The organism is Streptomyces sp. CB02400 (assembly GCF_001905725.1).
Lineage (GTDB): Bacteria > Actinomycetota > Actinomycetes > Streptomycetales > Streptomycetaceae > Streptomyces > Streptomyces atrovirens.
In genome coordinates, this window is sequence record NZ_LIWB01000028.1 from 1 (window position 1) to 18,246 (window position 18,246).

Genomic DNA, 18,246 nt, shown 5'->3' on the forward strand with positions numbered 1-18,246 from the left:
TCCCAAAACCGAGAGATCGCACAAGACGATCACGGCGGCTGCGTGCGCGCTGGAGTGTTTCCCGGGCGGGCGGGTCCTCGTGACCGTGCCGACCCTGGACCTGCTCGTGCAAACTGCTCAGGCGTGGCGCCTGGTGGGCCATCGGGCGCCGATGGTGGCGGTGTGCTCGCTGGAGAACGACCCGGTGCTGAACGAGCTGGGGGTGCGTTCGACCACGAATCCGATTCAGCTCGCTCTGTGGGCAGGTTCGGGGCCCGTGGTCGTGTTCGCCACGTACGCCTCTCTCGTGGACCGCGAGGACCCGGAGGACCCAACGGGTCAGCGGAAGGTGCGCGGGCCGCTGGAAGCCGCTCTGGCGGGTGGAGAGCGGCTGTACGGGCAGCAGATGGCCCCGTTCGACCTCGCCATCATCGACGAAGCCCACTCAACCGCGGGTGATCTAGGTCGGCCGTGGGCGGCGATCCACGACAACGCCCGCATCCCCGCCGACTACCGGCTCTACCTCACCGCCACCCCGCGCATTCTCGCCTCCCCCCGCCCGCAGAAGGGCGCGGGCGGGAAGGAGGTGGAGCTAGCGAGCATGGCCGACGATCCGGACGGCACCTTCGGGGCGTGGCTTCCCGGCGCCGAACTGGGGCTCTCGGAGGCGATCGAGCGGGGCATCCTCGCCGGGTTCGAGATCGACGTCCTCGAGATCCACGACCCCTCCCCCATCGTCGGGGAGTCGGAGGAGGCGCGGCGTGGCCGGCGCCTGGCGCTCCTGCAGACCGCACTGCTGGAGCACGCCGCGGCGTACAACCTCCGCACCGTCATGACCTTCCACCAGAAGGTGGAGGAGGCCGCCGCGTTCGCGGAGAAACTGCCGAAGACCGCAGCCGCGCTGTATGCGCGCGATGCCTCCGGCGAGGACCTGAAGGCCGCGGATAAGCTGCCCGCGTCGTCGATCGGCGCGGAGTTCTACGAGCTGGAGGCCGGCCGGCACATGCCGCCGGAGCGGGTGTGGTCGGCGTGGCTGTGCGGCGACCACCTCGTCACCGAGCGGCGCGAGACCCTGCGGCAGTTCGCCAACGGCATCGACGCGAACAACCGGCGCGTGCACCGGGCGTTCCTCGCAAGCGTTCGCGTGCTTGGGGAAGGGGTCGACATCACCGGCGATCGGGGCGTGGAGGCCGTCTGCTTCGCCGACACCCGCGGCTCGCAGGTGGAGATCGTGCAGAACATCGGCCGGGCGCTGCGGCCCAACCGCGACGGTTCTACGAAGGTCGCGCGGATCATCGTGCCGGTCTTCCTCGAGCCCGGCGAGGACCCGCAGGACATGGTCGCCAGCGTCTCGTTCCGCCCCCTTGTCGCGGTCCTCCAGGGCCTGCGCTCGCATGATGAACGACTCGTCGAGCAGTTGGCCTCCCGCGCGCTCACCAGCGGCAAGCGCAAGGTCCACATCCGGCGCGACGAAGAGGGGCGGATCGTCGAAGCCAGCGGCGCGGTCGGCGGCGAGGACCAGGAGGCCGACGACACGCAGGCCGCCGCCGAAGCGGCCCTGCTGCACTTCTCCAGCCCGCGCGACGCCGCGACCATCGCCGCGTTCCTTCGCACGCGGGTCTACCGGCCGGAGTCGCTGGTGTGGCTGGAGGGCTACCAGGCGCTGCTGCGCTGGCGAAAGCAGCACGAGATCACCGGCCTGCACGCCGTTCCCTACGACGTTGAGGCCGAAGTCGGTGCAACGAAATCTTTTCCACTTGGGCGATGGGTCCACCAGCAGCGGAAAGCGCTACGGGCCGGGGAACTCGAACCGCGCCGCAAGAAGCTCCTCGACGCACCCGAGGCCGGCATGGTCTGGGAACCGGGCGAAGAGGCGTGGGAGAAGAAGCTCGCCGTGCTCCGGGCCTACCGGCGCGCCACCGGACATCTCGCACCCCGCCAAGGCGCGGTCTGGGGCGAGAGCGAGACCGAGGGCCTCGTGCCCGTCGGGCAGCACATGGCCAACCTCCGTAGGAAGGGCGGCCTCGGGAAAGACGCGGAGCGGGCAGCGCGGCGGGCGCAGCAACTCGCGGCGATCGACCCCGACTGGAACTGCCCCTGGCCACTGGACTGGCAACGCCACTACCGCCACCTCGCCCACCTAGCCGCCGACGAACCCGGCGGACTCGTGCCCGACATCGCGCCGGGCGTCACCTACGACGGCGACGACATCGGGCGCTGGCTCCAGCGACAACGCCGAGGCTGGAGACTCCTGTCGACCGAACAGCAGAAGCGGCTGTCGGGGATCGGTGTGAAGCCCGCCCAGACGCCACCTCCCGCCTCCGCAGCCAGGGGCGCGGCGAAGGGGAGCAAGGCGCAGCAGGCCTTCCAGCGCGGCCTGACCGCCCTCGCCCAGTGGATCGAACGAGAAGGCCAGCGGCCTATCCCGCGCGGCCACGCTGAGGAGATCGCGGTCGACGGCGAAGCGGAGCCGGTGCCGGTGAAGCTGGGGGTGTGGCTCTCGAACACCAAGACCCGGCGCGACAAGCTCACGGCGGAGCAGCGGAACGCGCTGCGGGAGCTGGGCATGCAGTGGGCGTAGAGCCGCAGACCGCAGATCCTTGATCTAGCGGCACACCAGCGCACAGAAGGACCCCGGATCGTCATGGCGACGCCCCGGGATCTTTGACCCGTCTCACCGATTCCTGATGCCGCCTGTCAACTGTCCGAGCGGCTTTGCGGGGCGGACAAGCGGGCGACGCAGTCAGGGTCGTGGTGACGGACCGCTTGCCAAGTCCTTCCGCCAGGTGTGCCATCTCCACGGAGGTGCCGACGAGGCCGTCTCCGTTCAGGGCGGCCGCTGCCAGCCGGGCTTCGCCCAGCGATATGTGGCTCATCTCGCGCAGGGCTCGCAAGACGGGAACGAGACTGACCTCCTTGGTTGCCAGGCGAAGCCGGGCGGCCCCGTGCTCGGCCAGCAGTGCCTGTCTGACTTCTTGGGGAGCTGGGCCTACGCCCGTCTCGCACCACGCGTTGGGGCAAGCCTGGCATCGCCCTTCGATGCCCCAGCGCAGCTGTCCCCGGTCGATGAACTGACCGACATCGCGGACCAGCACGCCGGCACAAGCCACGCACTTCGAGGTGACCTTCACTCCCTGGGTGGCAGTGATCATGGGTCTCTCCCCACCATGTCGATCTGCTTGATCCTGCCGCAAGCACTGGAGCCTGACGACTGCGTTGTCCGCGGATCAAGGTTCGGCAGCGGGATGTCCATGCGGCGAGTGGCTCCGGCGGCACGGTCTGGCAGCACCGTCCACCGCGGTGGGAAGCGCCATGACGCAGTCCTATGACGTCGGCTGCAAAGGCATTGAGTTCGTCTTCGTGCTGGGGCGGGTGTCACCAGGTGGCGGGTGTCAGTCGTGCTGCCACCAGGTCACTGCGAGGCCGGCCAGGAGGGTGCCGAGGTGGCGGACAGCTCCGGTGAGGAGCGCTACGGAGATCAGGCGCCGCCACGAGACCGGGGCGGGCACCTCGTGGTCCTGGCGCGGGATGGTGGAGGGGGTACGGTTCTTCTTCGGCATGGTGGGAGTCCTTCATTCGGGCAGGGCGCGGCGGCGCGCCGTGCGGGGTGTGGGGTGACACAGCGGGCGGTCTGCGGGAGATGGCCGGGGTGTTGTGCTGTTGCGATTGATCGTGGCAGCCGGGCGGTGGGCGCTGCATCCTCAACTGGGCCTTGGTTGGGGGGAGAACGATGTAATTTCCACCCCGTGTACACGTGGGAGAGCATCACCGGGCCCGGCACCATCGACGATCTTGTCGCGGACGCTCATGCGGCCGGCCATTCGGACATGACCGTGCGGCGGATCCACGACTGGATCTCCAAGGGGCTGCTGGACCAGCCGCGTCTGCGGACCCGACGGCGTGGTTCGGACAAGGCCGAGCACAGCGCCAACCAGCGTCGGCTTCTGCTGCTCCTGCTGGACAAGCATCAGCAGGTGGCGCGCCTGAGTTCGCTCGCGCAGGTGCCGCTGGCCATGTGGCTGTGGTGGGACGGCTATGTGCCTACCCGGCAGGCGCAGCGGGCGTGGGTGACGTGGGTGGGGCGCGGTCGGCGCAGTCAGGAGGTGGCGCGTGAGGGGGCGGTGGGTCTGCTGGAGCAGGTCGGGCATCAGCTGGCCACGCCGACTGCGCGGGCCCGGTTCGTGCGGATCATCACCGAGCTGGGCAACGGCAAGATGCTGACGGTGCGTGGGCGGGCCGAGCTGCTGGACGCGGTGCGGGACGTGATGGAGCCGGAGACGGTGTTCGCGGCCAGTGGCCTCGTCCGCTCCCTCGGACCTGCGGGGGCGCCGATGACCGTTGACGCGGTCGTGACCCAGGTCGAGGCCCTGCGCACGGCGCTGTGCCGCACCTTGGACGGGAAGGCGGACGGCTCGCTGCTGGAGCGGGGCCGGGCTGTCTACCGTGCTTCCACGGCCGACTACCTCGCCGTGCGCAGTGGCCTCGCCGCCGACGCCGGGCAGCTGGCCGACCTCTTCCGCCAGCCCACCCTCCAGCAGCAGTTCAACCAGGCCGGGCACCAGCTTCTGCTCGTCCTCGGCATGCACCTGGTCGACCGGCGCACAGGCGTGGGGTGGGCCTGAGGCCGGGCGTAGGTTCTGACCGGTCCGGTGAAGTGGCGGCGGGACAGGCTCAGAAGGGCCTTTTTTAGGTGGTCTTCCGCCTGTCTGCCCGGCATGCTCCGAGGATGGATACTGCCTCTGATCTCCTCCCTGTCGTCTACGCCGACGAGTCTTCGAACTCTGGGCAGAACCTTCTCGACCCTCATCAGCCGGTATTCACACTGGCGGGGGTGCATCTGTCCGACGAGCTGGCGGCGTCGATCGTGGATGAGGTCCGATCCCAGCTTCCCTCCACCCAGGGGGAGGCCAAGTACAGCTCTCTCGCCCGGTCGTCAGGAGGGCGGAAGGCATTGAAGAGGGCCTTCGGGAGTCTGCCCGAGGGGAGCGTTCGCAGCTTTTTGATGGACAAGCGGTTCATGGTGGTCACCAAGCTGGTCGACGTTCTGGTGGAGCCGCTGGCCGATGCGGACGGTCTTAACCTGTATGAGGACCAGCGTTGTCTGGCGTTGTCCGAACTGCTGCGTATGGCCGGCCCGGTCCTCGGTGACGAGGCGGCGTTTCAGCAAATGCTCCAGGCCTTCGTCGACTGGGTACGTCAGCGGGTGGCGACCGAGGACTTCTTCTCCGCCATAGTCGCCTACAGGGCGTCGATCCCGGAGGAGCACGCGGACTTCGCCGGTTGGATCGAGTTGCTGGAATACAGCCGGGGAGTAGCCGACGCGGCCGCCGCCGACCTTGTGGCTGGCGAACAGCGCGACATCCTCGACCCGGCGGTACCGGCGCTGTACTGCCTCTGCACCAGCTTCGGCGAGGCTCTCGAGCGGTTCCGTCTCGTTCATGACACCTCGAAGGTGATCGACCGGAACGCGACGCTTCTACGCATGGCGCATCTCCTCCCGGACCTCGCTCGCCCCGGCCACTTCAACGACCCGCTTCCGGCCGTGCAGATCGACTTCGCGAACAGCACTGCGCACCCCCAGCTTCAGATCGCGGATTGGGCAGCAGGTGCGGTACGGCAATGGGCCGCCCACCTGGCGGTCGGTGGCGGTGACCGGTTCTCGGAGGAACTGGCGGACGTGGTGATGCCCTGGGTGGTCGGCGCTGTATGGCCGACCGGGGAAGTCGATCTGCGCGCGTCTAGTCCTGAAGGACGGTAACCGCGTCGCAAAGACGACGGCTGAGCCGAGCAGGCGCAGCTCACGCGGGCCAGCTGCTCGTGCGGCATCTCAGCCGCGTCCCGGCGTTGGCCCCTGCCCCGTCGGCGCCGCCCGTTCCCGGGGGCGGCGCCGTGCCCGGTGCCAGAAACACCGACGGCCGGTACCGAGGCGGTACCGGCCGGTGTTGACGGGCGCGGGCCAACGCGCCTGCCGTGTGTCCTGAAGGGCTCGGGCTTGCGACCAATCTGCCGTCAGGCGACACCGACGGATGTCGTCGGCATCGGTGTTGAGCAGCGTCCTACCGATGGGGGCGATGGTGCAAGAGCGCCGGAACGAATGTTGGGCCGCACGGAGCCCGCCCAGTGGTCAGGGAGGTGATCCTGTGCCGGGGTTGAGGGCCGGGGCGTGAGGCAATTTCCCTGCGGGTCACCGGAACATCGGCGAGGCCGCCAACCGGCGAAACGGGCAGATCGGGCAGATCGGGCAAGGGTGCGGGCGGGGAGCCGGGTGGTCGTGGAAGGCTGGTGCGTACCGCGCAGCTCCGCATCAGCAGGGCCAACTGCCGCAGGGCTGCGCCTGCTTGGGACCACCGGCCCGGGTTCCGGTTCTTCATGTGCCGGGAACCCCTGTCAGGACGGAGTCCTGCTCGTCACGCCCCACCAGCCCTCCTTCCCCTCTACCCCCGCGTCGCCGGCCGTCGGCGAGGTGCCCGCGGGGCGTCTGGGGCCCACGCACACGCTGATCCTGCTGATCGCCTTCCTGGCGTTGGGCACCGTCCTGTTCGTCCAGGGCACGCCGATCAGCGACATCCTCATCCTGCTCGGCGGATGCGGGGCGATCGGCGCCGCCACCCTCGCCGCGGCCGGCGGCGGACGCCGGCTGATGGCCGTCCTCGTCGAGGCCGCGGTGCGCTCCGGCGCGGGCAAGTAGAGGAAAGGGACCATGGCCTTTCCCCGCCCTGACGGCCCGCCCCTGCCGTTCGCCGGCCTCGCCGAGCACCTGACCGCCCTACGCCGAGCGGCGCGGCTGTCCCAGCTTGAGCTCGCCGCGGCCGCGGCCGTCTCCCGCGGCACCGTCCAGCGTGCCGAGTCCGGCGCCACGGCCCCCTCGACGGCCGTGCTCGACTCCCTCGCGCGCGCCTGCGGCGGAGACCAGGCGGCCCAGGGCCGCGCACACGTTCTGCGCATGCGAGGCCGCACCGAACAGCGCGGCCGCCTCCGTGGTCTCAAGGCTCCCGCGCCCGGCCTCGTCCATACCGCGCAGGACCTCGGTGCCGCGCTCGCCGCAGAGTACGAGCGCGCCGGTGCGCCGCCCATGAGCCGCTTCTTCGGCCCGGCGGAGGGCCACAAGCCGATCCCGCGCACGACCGCCTGGCGCATCATCAGGCGTCAGGGGCTGCCCGCCGACGCCGAGCAGCTGCAGACGTTCCTGGATGTCTGCCGGGTCAGCCGTTCCTCCCAGCGTCACTATCGGGAGGCGTACGGGCGCCTCGCGCCTCGCCGTAAGTGCAGCGCGCCCCCGCGTCACACTGTCCGGCGCACGCCCGTCGCCGTACCGGTCCGGGGTATCGACAAGATTCCCCAGTACTACAGGGACCTGCTGGACGTCATGCCCGAGGAGAACATCGAGACCGTCCTCGCGTTCGGCATCGCCCACTTCGTCGCCGGGCAGGCGTACCGCAATGGCACCGCGCCGCCCCACTCCCTGAACCATGTCATGCAGGTCGCGGTCGAGCTGTTCGTTGAAGCGAACCGTCTCCCGGTCACCCGGGACCGGGACGTCCGGCTCTTCGACCCCTACGGGCCTCTCATGGAGACCAAGGAGTCCGCCAAGGACCCGGGGATGTGGGATCTTCTCACCCGGCTGCAAGGGCGGAGTCCGGTGTCCGGTGGCGGTGCGGCGTGGGTCGCGAAGGGCAGCCGGGGGCCGGAAAGCAGACGCGCGGCGTAGGGCAAGGCGTGGTGGTCCCGGCCGGCCCTGGTGTCGGCCGGACCGCTTGCCTCCCGAGGCCCGGCCGGGGCCGGAGGGCGGTCACGGCTCCTCACGGGCCTGCGTGGATGGTTCCCACACCCGGGCGAAAAAAGGGGGTGCCGGCACCGGTCCGTCGCCGGTCGACCGGCGCAAGATTGGCAGCAAACACCACCTGATCTGCGACGGACGCGGTACCCCGCTCAAGGTCATCACCACTGCGGCCAACGTCAACGACGTCACCTAGACCTTCGCCCTGGTCGACGGCGTCCCGCCCGTCGCCGGCCGCCCCGGCCGTCCGCGCAGGCGTCCCGAAGCCCTGCTCGGCGACAAGGGATACGACTCCAATCCCAACCGCGACGAACTCCGCAGGCGCCGGATCCTGCCCGTCATCTCCCGCAAGGGGTCCCGGACATCAAGGGTATGGGCAAACTCCGCTATGTCGTGGAGCAGACCTTCGCCCTGCTCCACCAGTTCAAGCGCCTCGCCGTCCGCTGGGAACGCCGCACCGAACTCCACGACGCCTTCGTCTCTCTCGCCTGCAGCCTCATCTGCTGGAGGCGACTGAAGAAGCACCGATCATGAGCGGGTCACGAGCTCTTGGCTACAACTCACACCACTCACCCAGAGAGCCGACAGCCCGCGCCCGGGTGAAGTCATGCACCAGCTCCCACGCCCGATCGACACCCAGGACAAAGTCACCCGTGAACGCGGCGAGGTCGTCCATGATCGGGACTTCGACCTCAACACCCGAGGGAACAGTGCCGTCTCCTACGAGCAGAGACATCCGCTCGGGGGCACTCAGCAGATGGACGACCGCGTGATCACCTCGGAAGGCCAGGATCAACGCCGGGAACTCCCCGTTCGGCAACCGAACCTCGATGTACCCCTGGCCAAGAGAACGCAGGTCGTTGAAGCGGTCTGACAGACCCTTCGCCCCTGAACGCCCCTCAACCGGATGGAACAGTCCCGATTCCGACGATGTCGCCGCCCACACCACGCCCATCCAGCCACTTCTCCCCACACAGGTCATCGTCTACAACCCAGGGCCACGCTCCCACGCCCCACCACGACACAACTACTGGACTGGTGCACATGATCGTGTTACGAGCTCTTTGGCCTGCCTGGACGGGCAACACGCAAGATCCGTACGCATCGCGTACGCGATGCGTACGTTACTGGGGGCGCTGTATCCGTGTGTCACGGGTACAGGGAGACAGTGATGCCGAACTGGTGCATCAGGTCGGTGAAGGTGTCCTGGGCGCTCGCACGCAGGTGGTCGTCCTCGTCGGCCGGGGTGATCAGCGTTGTGACGGGCTGGATGCGGCGGGGGCGGCGTGCGTGGTCGGGGATGGTCCGGAAGCTGCCGTACTCGGTGATGACCGGCGTCAGGGGCGTCGGTTCGGCGGTGGTGATGGTTGCGGTGACGTGCACGGAGCTGTCCACGCCGAGATGGCGGGCGAGTTCGTGGGTGAGGGCGAGGGCGTCGCGGCAGCTGGCTCCGACGATGTCCGCGTCGACCAGGACGCCGTGCGCTGTGGGGTCTGCCATGTCATCTGAGCGCAGGCCTTCCAGGACAGGTTGGCCGCGAGGACGGTGCTGCCGTCGTGGTGCAGCTCGGTGTAGATCTCCCGGCCCATGCGCAGGGGCAGTGTGCTGAAGACCCAGCGGCGCAGCCCGGGCCGGGGGTTGGAGGAGACGACCTCGAGTCCGGTCAGCGGGCCCACGGCCAGGGGGTTGCGGGTCAGGTGCTGGGAGCGGACGCGGGCGGTCGCGCACAGGTCGGGGGCCTTCTCCCGGGCCAGGGGCGGCGCGGTGCGGGGCAGGGGCCGTTCCGGGCGGGCGACGGCGACGAACCAGGCGGAGGGTTCGGCCTGGTCGGCGAGGCAGGTGTCCAGGGCGTGGGCGAGGAGGCGGTCGGTTTCGTCCTGGGCGTGCTGGGTGCGGGTGAAGCGTTCGCGGTAGGCGCGCTCGATCTGGTGCTCGGCCATCCAGGCGGTGTGGTCGCGGTCGCGGTAGGGGACGACGGCGGCCTGCTGGTCCTTGTCCTTGGCGGCGGTGCCGTAGACGTGGTGGGGGGCCATGGGGCTGGCGGGGACGTCGATGGCCAGGAAGCTGAGCTGGCCGTCGGGCGAGGTGAGGGCGGTGAAGATGAGGTCGGGGAGGTAGGGCTGGACGTGGTTGCGGATCCACTGCGCGTACTGCTGCTCGTTGACCTCGTCGGGGTCGATGCCGACCGGCACGGTGGTCTTGTCGGTGACGCCGTAGACGAGCAGGCCGCCACGGGTGTTGGCCATCGCGGCGACGTCCTTGGCCAGCTCGTTCCACCGGCCCTCGTGCGGGGGCCAAGGCAGGGGCTCCTTTCAGTCCAGGTCGTCGGACTCGGCCAGGTTGGCGTCGGCGGCCTTCTTGATCATGTCGAAAGTGAGCGGGCCGGGCGGTGTACCGAGGTGCTCGTGCAGTCGCCTCCAGGAAGGGGCCATGCCCGGCAGCATACAAAGCCGCACTGACAATCTGGGGTGGTCAGCGCGTCGGTCTCAGCCACGGGGGAAGCGAGTCCCCGGCACCGGCACCGGCACCGGCACCGTAGGAAGTCGGGCGGGTCAAGGAGGGCTGCCAGGGATCGGGGCGGGGTTCAGCCAGGAGCCTCGCCCATCGTGACCGCTTCGCCGTCGGCGGCGGAGAGGGGCAGCAGCGGCAGGCGCCCTGCCGGTAAATCCGGTTGCGTTCCAGGAGGACCTCCGCCCGCGCCCGCACGTCCTCCCGCGAGCTGTCGAGCAGGTTCCGCAGGAGGCAGGGGGTGCCGCGGAGCGCGCTGAGGGCGGTGCCGCGGACACCGGGGTCCGGGTCATCGGCGAACGGCGGGAGCGCGTCATCGGGCAGGGCGCCGAGCATGCGCAGCGCCGACAGGGCGCGGGCGCGGACCGTGGCGTGCGGGTGACGGAGGAGGGAGTGCGGCAGGGCTGCGTCCTCGGGGTGCCCCTGCTCGGCGAGGCCGAGGACCGCGGTCGGGACGACGGTGGCCGGGTCGGCGCACAGGGCCTGGTAGTGCGCGCGGAGGTCGTACCCCTCCGTCCGGAGTTCCCGGCACGCCGTCGCGCGCACGCCTCCGGAGAGGTCCGCCAGGTACCGGGGCAGTTCGTCTCCGCGGCCGGCATGGCGCAGTCGTCCCACGGCGGCGGAACGCACGAAGGTGTCCCGGGCGGAGAGCAGGAGGTCGAGGACCACGTCCCCTTCCGGGTGGGCGAGGACGGCCGCGCAGGCGTGGCGCCGGATCTTCCGGTACCGGTGGGTGGCGGCGAGGGTGGCGAGGTCGTCGACGTGGAGGAAGCCGGTCTCCACGGCGGTGGCGAAGGTGTTGAGGCGGAGACCGTAGGCGCAGTCGTTGTCGAGGTGGGCGAAGAACCGGGCCCTGGCGTCGTCCAGGACCGCCTGCTGCCCGGAGGCGAGCGCCAGACGTATCGCGGTGCGCACGCCCAGCGCACGCACGCCCTCGTCGCGGTCCTGCTCGGCCAGCGCCCAGGCCTGCTCCATGGCCGGCAACCCGTACATGGTGGCCGCCTCCAGGCCGGCGAGCCGGGACTCCCGGCCGTTCGTCAGGAGGTAGGTGAGCGTCTCGTCGGGCAGCGCGCCGAGGCGCCCCAGGACGGCCTCCCGCGCCCAGCTCCCGTACCGCCTCCGCATACCCACCAGGACGGCCAAGGAGGCCAGTTGACGCGGCAATGCCTTGTCAAAGTCGCCGAGCACGCGGTCGAGGACGGCGCGGGCGAGGGTCCGCACACGTTCGTCGGTGTCCGCGCTCCGGATCAGGACGAGCGGCAGGACGGAGACGGGTAGTTCCGCCGACTCATCAAGGGCCAGCGCCGCCGCACGGACGCGGGGATCCCCGTGACACAGACACAGAGCGATCTCGGACTCGGTGGGCGGCAGGCTCCAGGACGGGGCTGCGGTCCCGCCAAGGCCCTCCTGCCAGTACGGGGCCCGGCGCCAATCCGCGATCTCCCGTGTATTCACCGACCGGAAGCCGACACGTATCCAGGAGGTCGACTTCCCACTGCGGAACACGTTGCTGCAGGTGGCCCAATGGACGCGTCTGTCGAGCCGGATCCAGTCCTCGGCCTCTCCCGCCCCGATCGCGCACTCCACGCCCTTACCGTGGAGCAGCCGCTCGGAGGGGGCATAGAGCTGGGTGGGGCCGAGGTCGTACGTTGTCATGCGCGACTGTAGCCCGGTCGCCCACCCCTCCCGCCAACCGATTTCCAGCACGGGCGAAGAGGGCCCGGCCAGGCAGGCGACTCGTGTCCGTAACCGAAGGAGCCGACAGGCCCAACGGGGTGTGTACCAAGACACAAGACGCAACAGCAGGTCGAGGGTGTGGCGGGTGCTGCCCCGTGCCGGGCGCGGCCGGGGCAGCGGACCCGGCCGCGTATGTCAGGCGGGCGGCGCGGTCGGCGGCGGTGTACGCGAAGCGGGCGGCCTCGTGGAGGGTGAACATGCAGTTCACCCTCGCGAAGGGGTCCGATGTCTCCAGGATCAGGCACCAGTGCGAACCGATCATGAGGTGTGTGGCGACCGTCTCGCTGTCGATCAGCCACACGTCCAGCGGGCCGGACGGAGTCTCTGAGCCGTACAGGTGCCACGAGGCGACTACTTCTTCCAGCCGGCGTCCGACCAGATAGTCAGAACGCGCACTGGCCCCGTGCAACGGGCACTCGTCCACCCTCTCCGACTCCACCCGCCGACCGTACCGTCAGGCAAACCCCCAGCTCACACCCTTACGCGGAGCATCCCTTAGGGCTACTGCGCGCCGCCGTCGTCCGACGTCGTTGGTGTCAGCGTCGGATGTCACCGGAACAGCTCGGGCACCGGGCAAGCCTCCAGCGGCCCCTCCGGCCGGTCGGCCCAGCGCCACCAGACGTGCCGACCGGTACACCTCAGCAGTGTCCGGCAGGTCCGCCGGCCATCGTCCTCCCGCTTGACGAGGACGAAGCCGCCGGACTTCATGGGCTGGCCGCACTCGGGACAGGCCGGGACGTCGTCGGTCATACGGCGCACCCTAACGGAGTGACCCCTTCATCCCGAAGCAACTCGGACTGCTCGCCGGTCATGCGCTGCTGTACCTGTCACCTGCGCTGACAGTCCGCTGACGTCCACGGTTGCCCGCGGCCGTGCGTCATCGCTGTCACGCAGTTAGATACTCAGTATGCCTCGCACGTAGGGCTCCTACAGGCCACGTAGCGCCTCATAGAGGCCGTCATAGGCTGCCCAACAGCCGATGCTGCCGTCGTCGTACAGACTGCCCATATACCAGTCGCCGTCATCGACAGGCCTCACGAGACACAGGCCGTGGAACCCGAGAACGATTTCTGGGCGCACCATCTCGTGGGTCCCGGCGAAGGCGACCCACTTCGCTGACCGATCGGGATCCAAAGCAACAGCCTCCCGGTCTCCCGATACATCGCGGATCTGCTGAAGAGTCCATCCCTGGGGTAGCCGCGCGTCTGCCATCCAGGGATGGTCTCACTCACCAGGTGCAGATACCCCCCTTTAAGTGGATGGTTCGTGAGCATTTGACCGTGTCTTGCCTTGAAGGGCGCTCATCAGCGGTTACTTCGAAAGGCGCTGTCCGGTGGAGCCGCAGGCGATACTCGTCTTGTGGACTGGTTGGAGCGAGCTCGGGCGGCGGAACAGCTTCAAGATTGGGACGAGGCGATCGCGCTGGTAAGCGCGCACGCCGAATGTTTCTCCCACGATCCAGACATGCACGACAACCATCTGTGGCACATGGATCTGCTGGCCCGAGCGGAACGGATTCCAGAACTTACGGAGCGCGCCCTCACGGATAGCCACGCACGTCGAAGACTCAACAGATCGCTTCGAGAGCGGGGTATGGAGGCGGCGCTGCGTGACCGCGCCGAAGACGGCGACCGTGGCGCCCTGTACGTCCTTGTTCGACTGATGTGCGAGACGGGTCGGGTGCAAGAAGCTCAGAAGGTAGTTGCGGACATCGGCCCGGAGGACCAGTACGCACGCCAGATTGTGGCCGGCGATTGCTGAACGTAGGTGTCCGGCTACGGCTTTCTCGCGAAGTTGCCGGTGTCGGCCTCGGTGAGGAGGCCGAGTTTGACCAGGCGTTTCAGCTTGGCGCGGGTGCCTTCGACGTTCCTCGGCAGCAGTTCGTGGCCGAGGGCTTCGCAGACGTCCTTGGCCCGTAGCGGTCCGGTCGTCTGGTTGAAGGCGTCGAGGATGCGGAGGTAGTCCGGGTGTTCGGGCAGCTCCGGCGAGGATGCGGGGAGCCGGTCGGCGAGGCCGGTGACGGTCTTGCGGGTGATCGCGAGGTGCTCCAGGTGCGTCTCGGCCTCCCGCAGCCGGGTCTGCAGGTCGTCGATCTGTGCGCGGAGCTCGTCGGCCAGGGCCCGGGCGGCGTCTTTCTGGAGGTCCAGGGCTTCGAGCAGGGGCTGGAGGTTCACGCTGCCACCGTCTGCGTCGCGTGCCAGGTGGGGGCGTTCGCGCTGGTGAGGCGTCGGGTCATGACGCGGGTCATCGCCCAGTAGACGCGGGAGGCGGAGGAGGAGGACCGGTGCTCGTAGTCGCGGACCAGGCGCCGGTGCAGTATCAGGATGCCGTAGGTCTGCTCGACTCTCCATCGCTTTGGCTGCGGCACGAACCCCTTGACCTGTGGGTCGCGTTCGACGATCTCGACATCGATGCCCAGGCCGGCGCCGTGCAGAACGACCTGGTTCTTGAAGCCCTGGTCGGCCAGGGCTTTGCGGACGGTGCCGCCGGTGTGCTCGGCGGCCTGGTCCAGCAGGAGGATGCCCGCGGTGTTGTCGTGGGCGTTCGCGGCGAGGACGACGACCGCAATGACCAGGCCGAGGACGTCCACGGCCAGGCCGCGCTTGCGGCCGGGCACCCGCTTGGCCGGATCATGGCCGGTCGTGGAGGCGGGGACCCCGGCGGCCGCGTGGACACTCTGGGTGTCCAGGACCACCAGGGTCGGGTCCTCTAATCGGCGGGCGCGTTCACGTACCTGGCAGCGCAGGAGTTCATGGATGACCTGATCAGTGCCGTCGTCGCGCCATGCGGCGAAATAGTAGTAGGTCGCACTCTTCTGGGACAGGTCGTGCGGGAGGTAGGCCCACTGGCAGCCGGTCCGCCCCTGATAGAGGATCGCGTTCACGATCTCCCGCATGTTGTAGGCGCCTTGGTGGCCGCTGACCGAGCGGTGCCGGTTCTTCCACGCGGTGATCACCGGCTCGATCAACGACCACTGCTCGTCCGATAAGTCACTCGGGTACGGCTTGCGTTCACTCACCCGATCACATCACCAGATCAGCACCCGTGGACCGGCGGATTCCGCCCTGCCGCCACACCATCAGGCGACAGCAGAACCACTCAAATACTCACGAACCGCCCACTTAGGGGGCCGGGTCGCGGCAACGCGACCCGGCTACCCGACAGATCTCCAACCAGCTCCGCTCCTTGCTGCGCGAGTACTGCCCCACTGCCCTCGACGCCTTCCTGGCCAAGCAAGGAGGGCTGGCCCGTGAGGAAGCCCGCATCATCCTGGCCAAGGCGCCAACGCCTGCAGAAGGCTCGCAGCTGTCGCTGAGCCGACTGCGTTCCGCTCTCAAGCGCGCCGGCCGTGTCCGCAGCGTTGACGAGGAGGCTGACCGCCTGCGCGGTGTTCTACGGGCCGAGTATGCTCACCAGCCCGCGGCGGTCGAGAACGCCTTCGGCAAGCAACTTCTTGCTCTGCTGAAGCAGTTCGAAGCAGCCTGCCAGGCCAGTGAAGACCTCGCTGAAGCAGTTGATGCCAGCTTTCGCGAGCATCCAGATGCCGCGATACTCCTGAGTTTCCCGGGCCTCGGTGTCCAGCTCGCAGCACGAGTTCTCGCCGAGACCGGCGACGACCGCAACCGCTTCGCCGATGCCCGTGGCCTGAAGGCATACGCCGGATCCGCACCGATCACCCGCGCCTCCGGCAAGAAACACTACGTCGGACGCCGCATGGTCAAGAACAACCGGCTCCACCACGCCGACTACCTCTGGGCCTTCTCCTCCCTGCGCTCATCACCCGGCGCGCAGACCCGCTACCGCCATCGACGCGCCGTCGGCGACTGGCACGCACAAGCTCAACAGCACCTGTTCAATCGTCTGCTCGGGCAGCTGTCCCACTGCCTCCAGAAGCGGACTCTCTTCGAGGAAGAACGCGCCTTCAATCCGCCCGCGATGTCACCAGCGGCAGCCGCTGCTTGACTTCTTCAGATCCCGAGATGTCTATCGGGACACGCTCCGCCGGCCCGGTGCCGGTACGTGCCGCTCCGACCGGGCCGACAGATCAAACACAAGGCACATGCAGCCAGCCAGAGTACGAGTCGAGCCACGGCCGGAACGGCACGACCATCATGCTCACAGCCCGAGTAGTAGGGCCGGTCCGCGGCGATCCGGTCGATCGGCAGCAGGGTCCCGTCCAGCAGCACGAACGCCTTCAATGACGCATTGCGGCCTGAGCGTTTCCTCGCCGTACGGCGCAGGCGTTCGTGCAGTTCACGCGCGGAGTCACAGGACCGCCAGCGGCGGAAGAAGTCGTAGAACGCCCGCCAGTACGGAAAGTCGACCGGCATGGCTGTCCACTTCACGCCGTTGTCGACAGTCGACCAGACAGCGCACAGCGTCGAGCACCTCACGGTGGCAGTACGCCTCCGGACGCCCGCCCCGCCTCAGGAGCCAGGCCGGCACCGGCATCGCGGAACGGACCTCGGCCCACTCCGCATCCGTCATGTCACTCGGATAGCACCGCGCCGCTGTCCTGGAGCGATCGAACCGAACCTGTGCACGTAGCAGTCACACCCAGGGGTGACCGGTGTGGACGCAGGCACAATGGTACTGCTCAACTGATCGGGCAACGGGCTTCCTTGGTCGTGCTGGTGTCGTAACCGCGTCACCACCAAGCGGCCCGTTCCCTCACGCCCGCGACTACACCCGGACCTCCGTCCAGATGATCACCCGCTGCCGCTCGAACAGGATCCGGTTTGCCACAACGCACTCAGTAGCCGTCCGCGCCCAGCTCCGTGATGCCTGCGTAGAGCCAGCTCCACACCCTGCCCGTTGCAGTGTCCTGGTCGGACAGGTCCGGGGCCAGCTCCGCCAGCTCCGCCAGGAACAGCTCCGTCACGTCTTCCTGGCCGCCCTCCACCGGGTAGGGGTGCCAGCAGGCGTTGCGGTAGCGGTCGACGGCCTCCAGGGCGCGGGTGAAGACGTCGAGGTCCGGGGCGAGCGGCACCAGTACCTCGTCGGTACGGCGGGTCAGGCGGCTCCGGATGTGCACCGTACCGTCGTGACGGTGGAGATACAGCTCGCCGTACTCGGTGGCGCCGAAGGCGATCAGGTCGGCGGCGGCCACCCCGTCGGGCAGGCTCTCGTCCGGCAGGGCATCCACCGCCGGTGGGCGCATGGCGTCAAGCGGGTGGGTCTCGTACTGAGCGCTGTGGCACACCCACCAGGCGGGCAGACCGACGTCCCGCAGATACCGCCTGCTGCCCGCGTGGATGAGCCCCTCGGGCAGGTCGCTCTCGGCGATGCGCACCACGTGCCGCGCGCCGCCGAAGGCGTCGTCGACCCGGGCGGCGGTGAGCGGACCCGTCGGCCGCCGCACGGCGGGGGCCGGTCCCGGCGGTGGTTCCTCCGCCGATGTGGGGTCGAGGCCCGCACCGCGCGGCCAGTCCCGAAGCGCGTCGGCGTCCGTTTCCACGACCGCTATGCCGTGCACGCTCTCGACGAGATGCCGGGTCCGGCCGCCGTCCGCCGCGAAGGCCACGGCGTCCTCCCACTCCTCCGGGAGGAACAGGTCCAGGTCGTACAGCGCGGGTGCCTCGGCGGCCCCGGTCGCGGTCGGCGCGTCGGTCAGCGCCGCCTCGTCCACGCCCGTCGCCCGGTGGCCGGTCGCCGCGTCGAGCCAGAGGGGGCCGCGCTGGTCGGTCACCTCGACGAGTTCCCGGGGCCCGTCCACACACCGGCGCACCCGGAAGTAGTCGCCGTTCAGGCTCGGGTGGACCGGGAACCAGTGGGCCGGCCGCCACCACGCCCACACCGTCCGCCACGGCATGCCGGGACCGGCCGCCGCGATCCGGTCGGCGTACGCGTCGTGACCGGTGGCCTTCGCCGCGAAATGCAGCCAGGATGCGAACTCCGCGGGCGTCACCTCCGCGCCCCCGAAGATCGCCTCGGCCTGCAGGAAGACCTCACCCCCGACACCACGGGCCCGGTCGTCGTGGGAGAGGCGGTCGCGCAGCGCCGCACGGTCGGCGGTCAGCAAGCGTGCGGGATCTGCCAGTACGTCGTCAAGATCGTCAGTCATGCGGCCATGCTGCCAGTCGGCGCTGACAACCGAGCGCGCCCCCGTCCCCGAACCCCTCCCCGCGCGCTTCTTGGCCGATGCGAAGGCCTCGGTGATCTGTCCGCTGGAGGAGTAACAAACCGTGGCCATCCGGCCGGACCGCCACCGTCCCGCCCAGCTTGGCCGTGCCCGCCCTTCCCGG

19 protein-coding genes and 2 pseudogenes are annotated in these 18,246 nt (G+C 69.3%); 9 read left to right on the top strand and 12 right to left on the bottom strand.

Annotated elements, in window-relative coordinates:
* On the top strand, positions 1-2,560 hold a 2,560-nt coding region (locus AMK33_RS38115; protein ID WP_443030954.1), incomplete at its 5' end, for a Helicase associated domain protein.
* A gap of 61 nt (positions 2,561-2,621) precedes the next feature.
* Here AMK33_RS38115 and AMK33_RS38120 read toward each other — a convergent pair.
* A complete protein-coding gene (locus AMK33_RS38120) occupies positions 2,622-3,131 on the bottom strand; it encodes a hypothetical protein (RefSeq protein ID WP_073937853.1) in 510 nt (169 codons plus the stop codon).
* A gap of 240 nt (positions 3,132-3,371) precedes the next feature.
* Positions 3,372-3,539, bottom strand: a complete 168-nt coding sequence (locus AMK33_RS42655) for a hypothetical protein (RefSeq protein ID WP_158075176.1) — start codon at positions 3,537-3,539, stop codon at positions 3,372-3,374.
* Positions 3,540-3,725: 186 nt separating this feature from the next.
* On the opposite strand from AMK33_RS42655, the gene AMK33_RS38125 reads away from it, so the two are divergent.
* From AMK33_RS38125 to AMK33_RS42665, 6 genes are all read left to right on the top strand, one after another.
* Positions 3,726-4,601: a hypothetical protein gene (locus AMK33_RS38125; protein ID WP_073937854.1), complete on the top strand. Its 876-nt coding sequence runs from the start codon at positions 3,726-3,728 to the stop codon at positions 4,599-4,601.
* A gap of 104 nt (positions 4,602-4,705) precedes the next feature.
* Positions 4,706-5,737: a DUF3800 domain-containing protein gene (locus AMK33_RS38130; protein ID WP_073937855.1), complete on the top strand. Its 1,032-nt coding sequence runs from the start codon at positions 4,706-4,708 to the stop codon at positions 5,735-5,737.
* A gap of 705 nt (positions 5,738-6,442) precedes the next feature.
* The gene (locus AMK33_RS38135) at positions 6,443-6,667 is read left to right on the top strand and encodes a hypothetical protein (RefSeq protein WP_107425353.1); all 225 of its coding nucleotides are present in this window, start codon (positions 6,443-6,445) and stop codon (positions 6,665-6,667) included.
* Positions 6,668-6,679: 12 nt separating this feature from the next.
* Complete coding sequence (locus AMK33_RS38140) at positions 6,680-7,687, top strand: helix-turn-helix domain-containing protein (protein WP_073937856.1); 1,008 nt, start codon at positions 6,680-6,682, stop codon at positions 7,685-7,687.
* The gene (locus AMK33_RS45385) at positions 7,632-7,952 is read left to right on the top strand and encodes a transposase (protein ID WP_443030956.1); all 321 of its coding nucleotides are present in this window, start codon (positions 7,632-7,634) and stop codon (positions 7,950-7,952) included. Before AMK33_RS38140 ends, AMK33_RS45385 begins: the two co-directional genes overlap by 56 nt.
* A 176-nt stretch (positions 7,953-8,128) precedes the next feature.
* The gene (locus tag AMK33_RS42665) at positions 8,129-8,290 is read left to right on the top strand and encodes a hypothetical protein (RefSeq protein WP_158075178.1); all 162 of its coding nucleotides are present in this window, start codon (positions 8,129-8,131) and stop codon (positions 8,288-8,290) included.
* A 19-nt stretch (positions 8,291-8,309) separates the two neighbouring features.
* Here the strand turns inward: AMK33_RS42665 and AMK33_RS38150 are convergent, their stop codons facing one another.
* The 6 genes from AMK33_RS38150 to AMK33_RS38180 form a co-directional block, all read right to left on the bottom strand.
* Positions 8,310-8,711, bottom strand: a complete 402-nt coding sequence (locus tag AMK33_RS38150; protein ID WP_073937857.1) for a hypothetical protein — start codon at positions 8,709-8,711, stop codon at positions 8,310-8,312.
* A gap of 194 nt (positions 8,712-8,905) precedes the next feature.
* Positions 8,906-9,139: a hypothetical protein gene (locus AMK33_RS38155; protein WP_073937858.1), complete on the bottom strand. Its 234-nt coding sequence runs from the start codon at positions 9,137-9,139 to the stop codon at positions 8,906-8,908.
* A complete protein-coding gene (locus AMK33_RS38160; RefSeq protein WP_327380509.1) occupies positions 9,094-10,059 on the bottom strand; it encodes an AlbA family DNA-binding domain-containing protein in 966 nt (321 codons plus the stop codon). Before AMK33_RS38160 ends, AMK33_RS38155 begins: the two co-directional genes overlap by 46 nt.
* A gap of 169 nt (positions 10,060-10,228) precedes the next feature.
* Entirely contained in the window at positions 10,229-11,920 is a 1,692-nt protein-coding gene (locus tag AMK33_RS38165) for a hypothetical protein (RefSeq protein ID WP_143203906.1), read from the bottom strand.
* A 630-nt stretch (positions 11,921-12,550) separates the two neighbouring features.
* Positions 12,551-12,751, bottom strand: a complete 201-nt coding sequence (locus AMK33_RS38175; protein WP_073937861.1) for a dehydrogenase — start codon at positions 12,749-12,751, stop codon at positions 12,551-12,553.
* 177 nt (positions 12,752-12,928) lie between these two features.
* The gene (locus AMK33_RS38180) at positions 12,929-13,213 is read right to left on the bottom strand and encodes a hypothetical protein (RefSeq protein WP_073937862.1); all 285 of its coding nucleotides are present in this window, start codon (positions 13,211-13,213) and stop codon (positions 12,929-12,931) included.
* Positions 13,214-13,360: 147 nt separating this feature from the next.
* On the opposite strand from AMK33_RS38180, the gene AMK33_RS38185 reads away from it, so the two are divergent.
* Positions 13,361-13,762 (top strand): hypothetical protein, encoded by a 402-nt coding sequence (locus AMK33_RS38185; protein WP_073937863.1) that lies wholly within the window; start codon positions 13,361-13,363, stop codon positions 13,760-13,762.
* 14 nt (positions 13,763-13,776) lie between these two features.
* On the opposite strand, the gene AMK33_RS38190 is transcribed toward AMK33_RS38185, so the two are convergent.
* Both AMK33_RS38190 and AMK33_RS38195 read right to left on the bottom strand, forming a co-directional pair.
* Positions 13,777-14,175: a hypothetical protein gene (locus tag AMK33_RS38190; RefSeq protein WP_073937864.1), complete on the bottom strand. Its 399-nt coding sequence runs from the start codon at positions 14,173-14,175 to the stop codon at positions 13,777-13,779.
* Entirely contained in the window at positions 14,172-15,020 is an 849-nt protein-coding gene (locus AMK33_RS38195) for an IS5 family transposase (protein ID WP_073937865.1), read from the bottom strand. Before AMK33_RS38195 ends, AMK33_RS38190 begins: the two co-directional genes overlap by 4 nt.
* Positions 15,021-15,160: 140 nt before the next feature.
* Here AMK33_RS38195 and AMK33_RS38200 point away from each other — a divergent pair.
* Positions 15,161-15,964 (top strand): annotated as a pseudogene (locus tag AMK33_RS38200) (transposase); the annotation flags it as partial.
* A 158-nt stretch (positions 15,965-16,122) separates the two neighbouring features.
* Here the strand turns inward: AMK33_RS38200 and AMK33_RS45390 are convergent.
* Together AMK33_RS45390 and AMK33_RS38210 are read right to left on the bottom strand one after the other, a co-directional pair.
* A pseudogene (locus AMK33_RS45390) lies at positions 16,123-16,212 on the bottom strand (IS5/IS1182 family transposase); the annotation flags it as partial.
* A 542-nt stretch (positions 16,213-16,754) separates the two neighbouring features.
* Positions 16,755-18,065: an SUKH-4 family immunity protein gene (locus tag AMK33_RS38210; RefSeq protein WP_073937867.1), complete on the bottom strand. Its 1,311-nt coding sequence runs from the start codon at positions 18,063-18,065 to the stop codon at positions 16,755-16,757.
* Positions 18,066-18,246 lie beyond the last annotated feature (181 nt).

Excerpts from the sequence above, each read along its gene's own strand:
- AMK33_RS38120 (WP_073937853.1), bottom strand. The coding sequence starts at position 3,131 with ATGATCACTGCCACCCAGGGAGTGAAGGTCACCTCGAAGTGCGTGGCT.
- AMK33_RS42655 (WP_158075176.1), bottom strand. The coding sequence starts at position 3,539 with ATGCCGAAGAAGAACCGTACCCCCTCCACCATCCCGCGCCAGGACCAC.
- AMK33_RS38130 (WP_073937855.1), top strand. The coding sequence starts at position 4,706 with ATGGATACTGCCTCTGATCTCCTCCCTGTCGTCTACGCCGACGAGTCT.
- AMK33_RS38140 (WP_073937856.1), top strand. The coding sequence starts at position 6,680 with ATGGCCTTTCCCCGCCCTGACGGCCCGCCCCTGCCGTTCGCCGGCCTC.
- AMK33_RS42665 (WP_158075178.1), top strand. The coding sequence starts at position 8,129 with ATGGGCAAACTCCGCTATGTCGTGGAGCAGACCTTCGCCCTGCTCCAC.
- AMK33_RS38150 (WP_073937857.1), bottom strand. The coding sequence starts at position 8,711 with ATGGGCGTGGTGTGGGCGGCGACATCGTCGGAATCGGGACTGTTCCAT.
- AMK33_RS38165 (WP_143203906.1), bottom strand. The coding sequence starts at position 11,920 with ATGACAACGTACGACCTCGGCCCCACCCAGCTCTATGCCCCCTCCGAG.
- AMK33_RS38175 (WP_073937861.1), bottom strand. The coding sequence starts at position 12,751 with ATGACCGACGACGTCCCGGCCTGTCCCGAGTGCGGCCAGCCCATGAAG.
- AMK33_RS38180 (WP_073937862.1), bottom strand. The coding sequence starts at position 13,213 with ATGGCAGACGCGCGGCTACCCCAGGGATGGACTCTTCAGCAGATCCGC.
- AMK33_RS38210 (WP_073937867.1), bottom strand. The coding sequence starts at position 18,065 with ATGACTGACGATCTTGACGACGTACTGGCAGATCCCGCACGCTTGCTG.